The organism is Marinospirillum alkalitolerans (assembly GCF_045055655.1).
Taxonomy (GTDB): Bacteria; Pseudomonadota; Gammaproteobacteria; order Pseudomonadales; family Halomonadaceae; genus Marinospirillum; species Marinospirillum alkalitolerans.
In genome coordinates, this window is sequence record NZ_JBANFI010000005.1 from 307,046 (window position 1) to 314,479 (window position 7,434).

Annotated in this window: 7 protein-coding genes; 5 read left to right on the top strand and 2 right to left on the bottom strand. The window is 49.4% G+C overall.

Annotated elements, in window-relative coordinates; all coding sequences use genetic code 11:
• Positions 1 to 107 precede the first annotated feature (107 nt).
• Positions 108 to 971, top strand: coding sequence for a 3'(2'),5'-bisphosphate nucleotidase CysQ (cysQ, locus tag V6U78_RS10180; RefSeq protein WP_405340128.1), 864 nt, complete (start codon positions 108 to 110; stop codon positions 969 to 971).
• On the opposite strand, the gene rfaE1 is transcribed toward cysQ, so the two are convergent.
• Both rfaE1 and rfaD read right to left on the bottom strand, forming a co-directional pair.
• Complete coding sequence (rfaE1, locus tag V6U78_RS10185) at positions 921 to 1,853, bottom strand: D-glycero-beta-D-manno-heptose-7-phosphate kinase (protein ID WP_405340131.1); 933 nt, start codon at positions 1,851 to 1,853, stop codon at positions 921 to 923. The two genes, cysQ and rfaE1, sit on opposite strands and share 51 nt — an antisense overlap.
• Positions 1,854 to 1,858: 5 nt before the next feature.
• The gene (rfaD, locus tag V6U78_RS10190; protein WP_405340134.1) at positions 1,859 to 2,809 is read right to left on the bottom strand and encodes an ADP-glyceromanno-heptose 6-epimerase; all 951 of its coding nucleotides are present in this window, start codon (positions 2,807 to 2,809) and stop codon (positions 1,859 to 1,861) included.
• Positions 2,810 to 3,023: 214 nt separating this feature from the next.
• Between rfaD and waaF the strand changes: the two genes are divergently transcribed.
• Genes waaF through V6U78_RS10210 form a run of 4 tightly spaced genes read left to right on the top strand, consistent with a single transcriptional unit; the run spans position 3,024 to position 7,347 of the window.
• On the top strand, positions 3,024 to 4,034 hold the full coding sequence (gene waaF / locus V6U78_RS10195; RefSeq protein WP_405340137.1) for a lipopolysaccharide heptosyltransferase II: 1,011 nt from the start codon (positions 3,024 to 3,026) through the stop codon (positions 4,032 to 4,034).
• Complete coding sequence (locus V6U78_RS10200; RefSeq protein ID WP_405340140.1) at positions 4,018 to 5,307, top strand: O-antigen ligase family protein; 1,290 nt, start codon at positions 4,018 to 4,020, stop codon at positions 5,305 to 5,307. Before waaF ends, V6U78_RS10200 begins: the two co-directional genes overlap by 17 nt.
• The gene (locus tag V6U78_RS10205; RefSeq protein WP_405340143.1) at positions 5,298 to 6,242 is read left to right on the top strand and encodes a glycosyltransferase family 61 protein; all 945 of its coding nucleotides are present in this window, start codon (positions 5,298 to 5,300) and stop codon (positions 6,240 to 6,242) included. The genes V6U78_RS10200 and V6U78_RS10205 overlap by 10 nt, the downstream gene beginning before the upstream one ends.
• Positions 6,235 to 7,347 (top strand): glycosyltransferase family 4 protein, encoded by a 1,113-nt coding sequence (locus V6U78_RS10210; protein ID WP_405340145.1) that lies wholly within the window; start codon positions 6,235 to 6,237, stop codon positions 7,345 to 7,347. The genes V6U78_RS10205 and V6U78_RS10210 overlap by 8 nt, the downstream gene beginning before the upstream one ends.
• Positions 7,348 to 7,434 lie beyond the last annotated feature (87 nt).

Consider the following 7,434-nt stretch of genomic DNA (forward strand, 5'->3'; position numbering starts at 1 on the left):
AGCAATGCAACACGACTAAGGAATGAGAAGAAGGTTTGTTCGCCTAGGCTGATTTTCTTATACTCTGCGCTTTATTGTGAGCTTAAGCCCTGATCAGAGACTTGGTGATGCCTATATCGAGTGTGGTAAGTCTAGAAAAACTGCTTGATCTGGTGCGTGATGCTGGCGCACAGATTATGACCATCTATCAGCGGCCTTTTGCTGTGCAATCTAAGGCGGATCAAAGCCCCCTGACAGCGGCAGATCTGGCTGCGCATCATTGTCTGGTGGAAGGCTTAGGCCGTTTGACGCCAGAGCTACCGATCTTATCGGAAGAAACGCCTGCCGCCGAATATCAACAGCGTCAAAGCTGGACCACCTATTGGTTGATTGATCCTTTAGATGGCACGAAGGAATTTATCCAACGCAATGGTGAGTTCACCGTTAACTTGGCACTGGTGCATCAGCAGCGTGCTGTCTTTGGTGTGGTCTATGCTCCCGCTTTGGATCAGCTCTATTGGGGTTGGTTGGCTGAAGCCAGCGAATTGCCCTTGCTGGATCTGCCTGCGTCAGCCAAGAGCGCGCAGGCTTTTCAGCAGCGAGAAGGGCAAGAGCCTAAGCCCATCAAAGTACGTGCTTTGCCTGCCCAGCAGGCGGATTGGATTGTGCTGACCAGCCGCTCGCACCCCAGTCAGGCTTTACAAAAGTGGCAAACAGAGCACCCAGCAGCGCAGTATCAAGCACTCGGCAGCTCACTCAAACTCTGCCGAATTGCGGCGGCAGAGGCCGATCTCTATCCGCGCCTTGGCCCAACCAGTGAATGGGATACTGCCGCAGCCCAGGCTGTACTGGAAGCAGCAGGGGGGCGGGTCGTGCGCTGGGAGGATCGCCAGCCGCTGCGCTATAACCAACGCGCAGCCAGTCTGGAGAATCCGTGGTTTTTAGCCGATGGCGGCGCGGAGCTCATCAAGGGTGACTGTGGCGGTGCCTGATTTGGAGACCACGATTCCAGCAGCCGTATTGGCCAGATCAATCGCCATTTCTTTCGTCAGCCCTGCACACAAAGCCAGTGCCAGTGTAGCAATCACCGTATCCCCTGCGCCGGTCACATCGTAAACTTCTTGTGCTTGGGCTGGGCGATGCAGGCAGGTCTGATCAGCACCGATATAGCTCATCCCTTCTTCGCTGCGCGTGACCAGCAGTGCCTCCAGATTCAACTGCTCGATCAGCTTCTGGGCGGCCTCTTCTATTTGCTGATCTCCTGCGACTGGCCCCACGATGGCGCGCAACTCGCTCAGGTTGGGTGTCAGTAAGCTCGCACCCTGATAGCGTGCAAAATCTCGCCCTTTGGGATCAATCAGCATCGGCCGACCCAAGGGTTGGATCAGTTGGATCAGCGCTTGTACTTGGCTTAAAGCGCCCTTGCCATAATCCGAGAAGATCACACCATCGACCTGATCCAGTTGCTGTTTGACCAAAGGGAGCAGCGCCGAGGCAAAGGCATCATGGCGCTCTTCGGCATCCATTCTGATCAGCTGCTGATTACGACTCATCACGCGTGTTTTGGTGATGGTGGGGGCCAGGCGTGTGGCGTAAAAGTGAGTCTGCACCCCCTTTTCCTGCAAGAGTCTGGTCAGCTGACCGGCTTCGCTATCGTCACCCACAATGCCGATCAGCGTCACTTGTGCGCCCAGCGCAGCGAGATTCATCGCCACATTGGCGGCTCCGCCGGCTCGATCCTCTTGACGCGCGACCCGTACGACAGGCACAGGGGCTTCAGGAGAGATGCGCTCCGTGGGGCCAAACCAATAGCGATCGAGCATCACGTCACCGATCACCAGTAGATGCTGTTGTGCCAGCCTAGCCCAATCCATCGGCATCATTGACGATTCAACCAGGTTAAGTAGGCCTCGACACCTTGGCGCACCGTTTTCATTTCCTGATGATAGCCGACTTCTCGTAAGAGACGGATATCCGCGCAGGTATAGCTTTGGTAGTGGCCTTTTAAGCCCTCGGGGAAATCGATATATTCGATCTCACCTTGTTGGTGAAACTCGATCGCGGATTCTGCGATAGTTTTAAAAGGTTCAGCGCGCCCAGTACCCAGATTAAAAATGCCGTTGTGCTCGGGATGCTCAAGGAACCACAGATTGACATCAACAACATCGCCAACATAAATAAAATCGCGGGCTTGCATGCCAGGTGCATAGCCATCATAGGCACCAAACAGCTTCGGGTTTTGGCCCGCTTTAATTTGCTGGTCTAGATGAAAGGCAACACTGGCCATCTTGCCTTTATGCTGCTCACGCGGTCCATAGACATTAAAGTAGCGAAAACCAGCCACCTGAGCGCTCAGGCCCTTTTGTTTGGTCCACTGGCGTACATATTGATCGAACAGGAGCTTGGAGTAGCCGTAGACGTTTAAGGGCTTCTCGTGCTCTGGTTGTTCAATGAAATTTGCGCTGCCACCGTAGACGGCGGCTGAAGAGGCATAGAGAAAAGGCACGCGCTGTTCTTGGCAAAACTGGAGTAGTTTTTTGGAGTACTCAAAGTTATTGCGCAGCATAAACTGCCCATCCCACTCGGTGGTGTCTGAGCAGGCACCTTGATGGAGTATCGCCGTGATCGGCAAGCCAAGGCGGCGTTGCTCAACGCGTGCAATAAAATCATCCTTATCGAGATAATCGGCGATCTGAAGATCAGCCAGATTCTTGTATTTTTGTCCATCGCTCAGATCATCAACAACAAGAATATCGTTGATGCCGCGTTGGTTCAGTGCATGAACCAGATTACTGCCAATAAAGCCAGCGCCACCAGTGATTACATACATAAAAGGCTCCTTGTGCAAAGGTCGCCCATTTTAGCCTAAAACACCTGTTGTGACTTGCCGCTCTTCATCTTTCTTGTGCATCAAGACACAAAAAAGAAAACATCCATGCTCTTGTGCGCAACAAGGAGGTCAGGGGGATCACTAGGCAGATGAGGATAAACAGGTACAATGTGCACTTTGCAAAGCTTGGGTCGGATAGCTAAAAGAGGTGCAGGTGGAGAAGTTTCTTGTTGTGGGCCCCAGTTGGGTCGGAGATATGGTCATGGCGCAGACCCTGTTTAAGCTTTTACAACAGCGCTTTCCTGGAAGTCAGATTGATGTGCTGGCACCGGCCTGGTCTCATCCTATTTTGGCGCGGATGCCTGAAGTCACTCAGGCTATTACTCTGCCGCTTGGTCATGGGCAGCTGGGTTTAAGAAGTCGTTGGCAGCTAGGGCGGCAGCTTAAAAGTGAAGCCTATACACAAGCCATTGTGTTACCTCGCTCCTGGAAATCGGCTTTGGTGCCTTTTGCTGCCGGTATCCCAAAGCGTAGAGGCTTTCACGGTGAGCAGCGTTTCTTTTTGCTTAATCAGCGACGCCCCTTGGATAAAAAACAGCTCGATCAAACAGTGAAGCGCTTTGCGGCCCTCGGGCTCGACAGTAACGAGGCCGTGATGACAACGCCGCTGCCTGCCCCTGCTTTACGCGTTGATCCTGTTCAGCAACAACGTTTACAGCAAGAGTTTGGCCTCGATCAGCAGCTGCCAGCTATTGCCATGATGCCAGGTGCAGAATATGGGCCAGCCAAGCAGTGGCCTTTAAGCTCCTTTCAAAAACTGGCTGAAGAACTGGTGGCCACTGGCTATCAGGTGTGGGTTTTAGGTGGTCCAAAAGATCGTGCCGCAGGTGAGGTGATTGCCCAAAGCCAGCATCCCTCTATTGTTAATCTGTGCGGCCGTACTCAGCTTGCCGATGTGGTGGATTTACTGGCTTTGACCGAACAGGTGGTGACGAATGACTCTGGTCTGATGCATGTGGCCGCCGCTGTTGGAACACGCGTCCATGCCATCTATGGCTCCTCCTCGGCTGCTTTTACACCGCCGTTAACGGAAAACAAGGTGATTCATTCGCTTAATCTGGATTGTTCGCCCTGTTTTAAGCGTGAATGTCCTTTGGGGCATACAAGGTGCTTGAAGGATTTGCACTTAGGGGTGAAGGAGTTGACCCATGCTGGCCGCGCTTAAATCACAGAAGAGAGAACAGCTTTCTTTCTGGGTTCTGGCTCTTTTACTTTTCTTCTTGTACTGGTCTTCTGCACTGACCCTAGCACTCAACTTTGTTCTTTTGGCCTTCTTTCTGGTGAGTTTGCTCGCGGGAAAAAATAAACTGTCTTTGGCAGATCATTATCCCCTTTTATTGGGCCTGGTTTTTTTTTCATATCTTTTGTTGAGAGTCGGAGTAGATGTTTTTTGGCTCGAACAGAGTCAGCAAGAAAACCTGAGGTTTTTGCGTAAGGTTTGGGTTTTCTTGCCGTTCTTTGCCATTGCTCTGCTCGTGCTGAGTGAACGTTCGCTCAAGTTTCTTTGGGTGTCGATGTCCTTGGGGTTTTTAGCCTATGTTTTTTTTGCCAGTGGAGAGGGCCTGGCTTTTTTTACCAGTCTTGAACGCCTCGGAGTGAGAAAGCTGAATGCCCAACACTTGGGCTTGCTCGCGGCGATTTTCTTTGTTGTCTATAGTTTTCTTTTGGCTGAATGGATGGCAAAAAAAGGCAAGTCTGTTCAGGACTGGCTGCTGATTGGCATGGTTGGCCTTTTGATCGGCGCTTTTCTTTTTTTAACTCTGCGCTCTCTTTCACGAGGGCCGTGGATCGCGTTGTTGGTTCACTTCTCGGTATTGGCCTTATTTTATTTTTGGCAGCGGTTTAGAGTGACGGGGCTTCTGGTCTTTGTCGTTTTAATCGCCACGATTCTGGTGTCTTCTCGCTTCATACCTCCAGCTGATTTTGTACTCCAGCGGCTTTTACAAGAAGCCAGCGTAGTACAAACCTTATTGGTATCGGGGCTGGATGCTTTGGAGATGTCTTCGTGGGGTATTCGAGCCCATTTATGGGCAGCGGGTTTAGACGCTGGTTTCTCTCACTTCTGGTTTGGTGCAGGATGGTATGCACCAGAAGGGCTGATTGCCCAAGCAGACATTCCAGTGTGGGCCAAGGATTTTGATCATTTTCATAATCAGTTTATCGATCTTTTTGTGCGGCTGGGTGTTTTTGGGCTCTTGCTTTTCCTTGCCTTTTTAATAGCGGTTTATACTGCTGTTTGGAGGGCTTATTTAGGTTCTTATATCAATATTTATGCTCTCTTGATGAGGGTGTCAGTCTTGAATGTACTCGTACTTTCTTTTATGACTGAGACCTACCTTTCTTTTTTTAGCTGGTGGCAGAATCTCGCTTTACTCTTGGGGATGATTCTGATGACCGTCATGCATTCAACTCAGAGTGAGAGTCCAGGATGTTCTTAGGGCGATTAAATGGAATTGCACTGAATCCAGCAGAGCAAAAAGAGCATCCGCTGATCTGTTTGGAGCATGCCACTGCTGTCGGTGTGTCTGGGGCGATTGTGGATGCTTCATCAAAGTTAGTCGGATGTTATTCAGCCAATCGTGCGATGCTAGATAGATTGGGCTCATTAGAAAAACACAAATTACTGTCTCGTTATAACTTAATCTGGAAGCGTTTTTCGAAGGGGCGGCTGGCTGTAGCGACGGCAACAAGCGCAGACCATAATTACTTTCATTGGATGCTGGATCTTGTTCCTCGGTTGATCGACTTACAAAGATCAAGAGAGCTCTGGGATCAGGTGTTGATTAGTTATGCGAAGGATATCTTGCCTTTTCAACAAGAAACACTGGATCTGCTGGGTGTGGATCAGGACAGAAGAATAAGGGCTACTCGTCGGCAATGCTGGACTGCAGCCTGTTTGGTGGTGCCTGCTTTGCCTGACTCATTTGCAAAGGTGCAACCACAGGTGGTGATGCAGGTTCGGCAAGCCTTTGCTCGTCTACTTAAGAAGGTCGAGGGGTTTGAAAAGATCCTGATCTGTCGGCAAAAAGGACATCCTCGCTCATTTAGCAATCATGATGAAGTCGTCGATTTCTTTGAGAGTCTTGGATATAAAAAAATTTATTTAGAAGACTATAGCGTCGCAGAGCAGGCGGCTATTTTTTATAGCGCTCAAAAGGTAGTGGCTGTGCATGGTGCAGGCCTGACTAATCTTGTCTTTAGTCACCCTGAACAGGCTGTTGTTGAGATTTTTGGAGAAGACTATCAGCCACGTTGTTTTGAAGAAATTGCGACTATTCTTGGCCTGAATTATCAGAAAATTGTTTTTCCTTATTCCAGTCAGGCTTTATGTGTGGATGTAGACCAGTTAAAGAAGGCGATCGCTCATGACTAAACAGGCTGTTTTAGCGCTGCGTCAGTTTCATCGTTCCACTGGTGCAGTGAGAAATGCTATTGAGCAATGCCAGTATTTGGCTGCTCTAGGTTATCAAGTGACGCTCTTAGCCGAAAAAACGGCTCCTGAGTTACTTCAAGAGGCACGCGCAGAATGGGTCAAAGTTTGGAAGTGGCCTATCAAAGGAAAGTGGCGACGTTTATGGTTTAATCTTTGTGTGCAAAGATGGCTGAAGAAAAATCCGGTCGATGTTTTTATTAGTCATGGTGATGCTTTATCAAATGATGTTTTGGTTTTGCATAACTGTTTACATTTACATCATGAGCGCGTCGGCACACCCTTAAGTGATGCTGCATTTTTTCATGAGCGCATGTTGCGTGCTGCAGGTTATCGGCTGCTGATTGCGAATTCCTGCATGATGAAGCAGGACATCGTTAAGCGCTTTGGTATTGATGAAAGTAAAATCGAAGTTTTTTATCAGGGCGTGGATTTAAATCGTTTTAATTATCATCAGCATGATTTGAAGAGAGCGCAGGGTCGGGCAAGGCTGAAAATCGAAGATGATCTTTTCTGCATTGGCTTAGTGACATCTGGGGATTTCAAAAAAAGAAATGTTGCTTTGTTTCTATCCATTGCGGGTCAGGTTATCCAGCGTGTGAAGCGGCCCTTGCGTTTTGTCGTTGCCGGTAAAACAGCGGATTTAGCCTCTTTTAAAAGGCAGGCTGCTGCTCTTGGTCTCGGTGATCAGATTCTTTTTGTTGAGCCTCAGGATGAAGTGGATCGGCTTTACCATGCTTTGGACTTGCACCTTTATCCTGCTTTATTAGAAGAATACGGCCGTGTTATTCCAGAGAGCCTAGCCTGTGGGCTGCCAGTGCTGGCCAGTCAATGGGTTGGGGCGACTGAGTTAATGCAGGATTATCCCTTATCTCCTTTACCATCGCATGAGCTTGAGGTCTGGGTGGATCGGGTCGTTGCTTTTTGCGAGCAGGATGCTTTACAGCGTGATGCAGTGAGCGCAGGGCTCAGGATTGCCCAGCATTACTCTCAAGATAAACAATTTGCAGCGATGGTGGCATTGATCGAGCAGCGTGATCATCAATAAGAAATAAAAGAGCATAAAGAAGAGGTGTTCTTTATGCTCTGCAATCGAAGAAGAATCAAAAAGAGATGATCGGCTCTCTAGGAAACC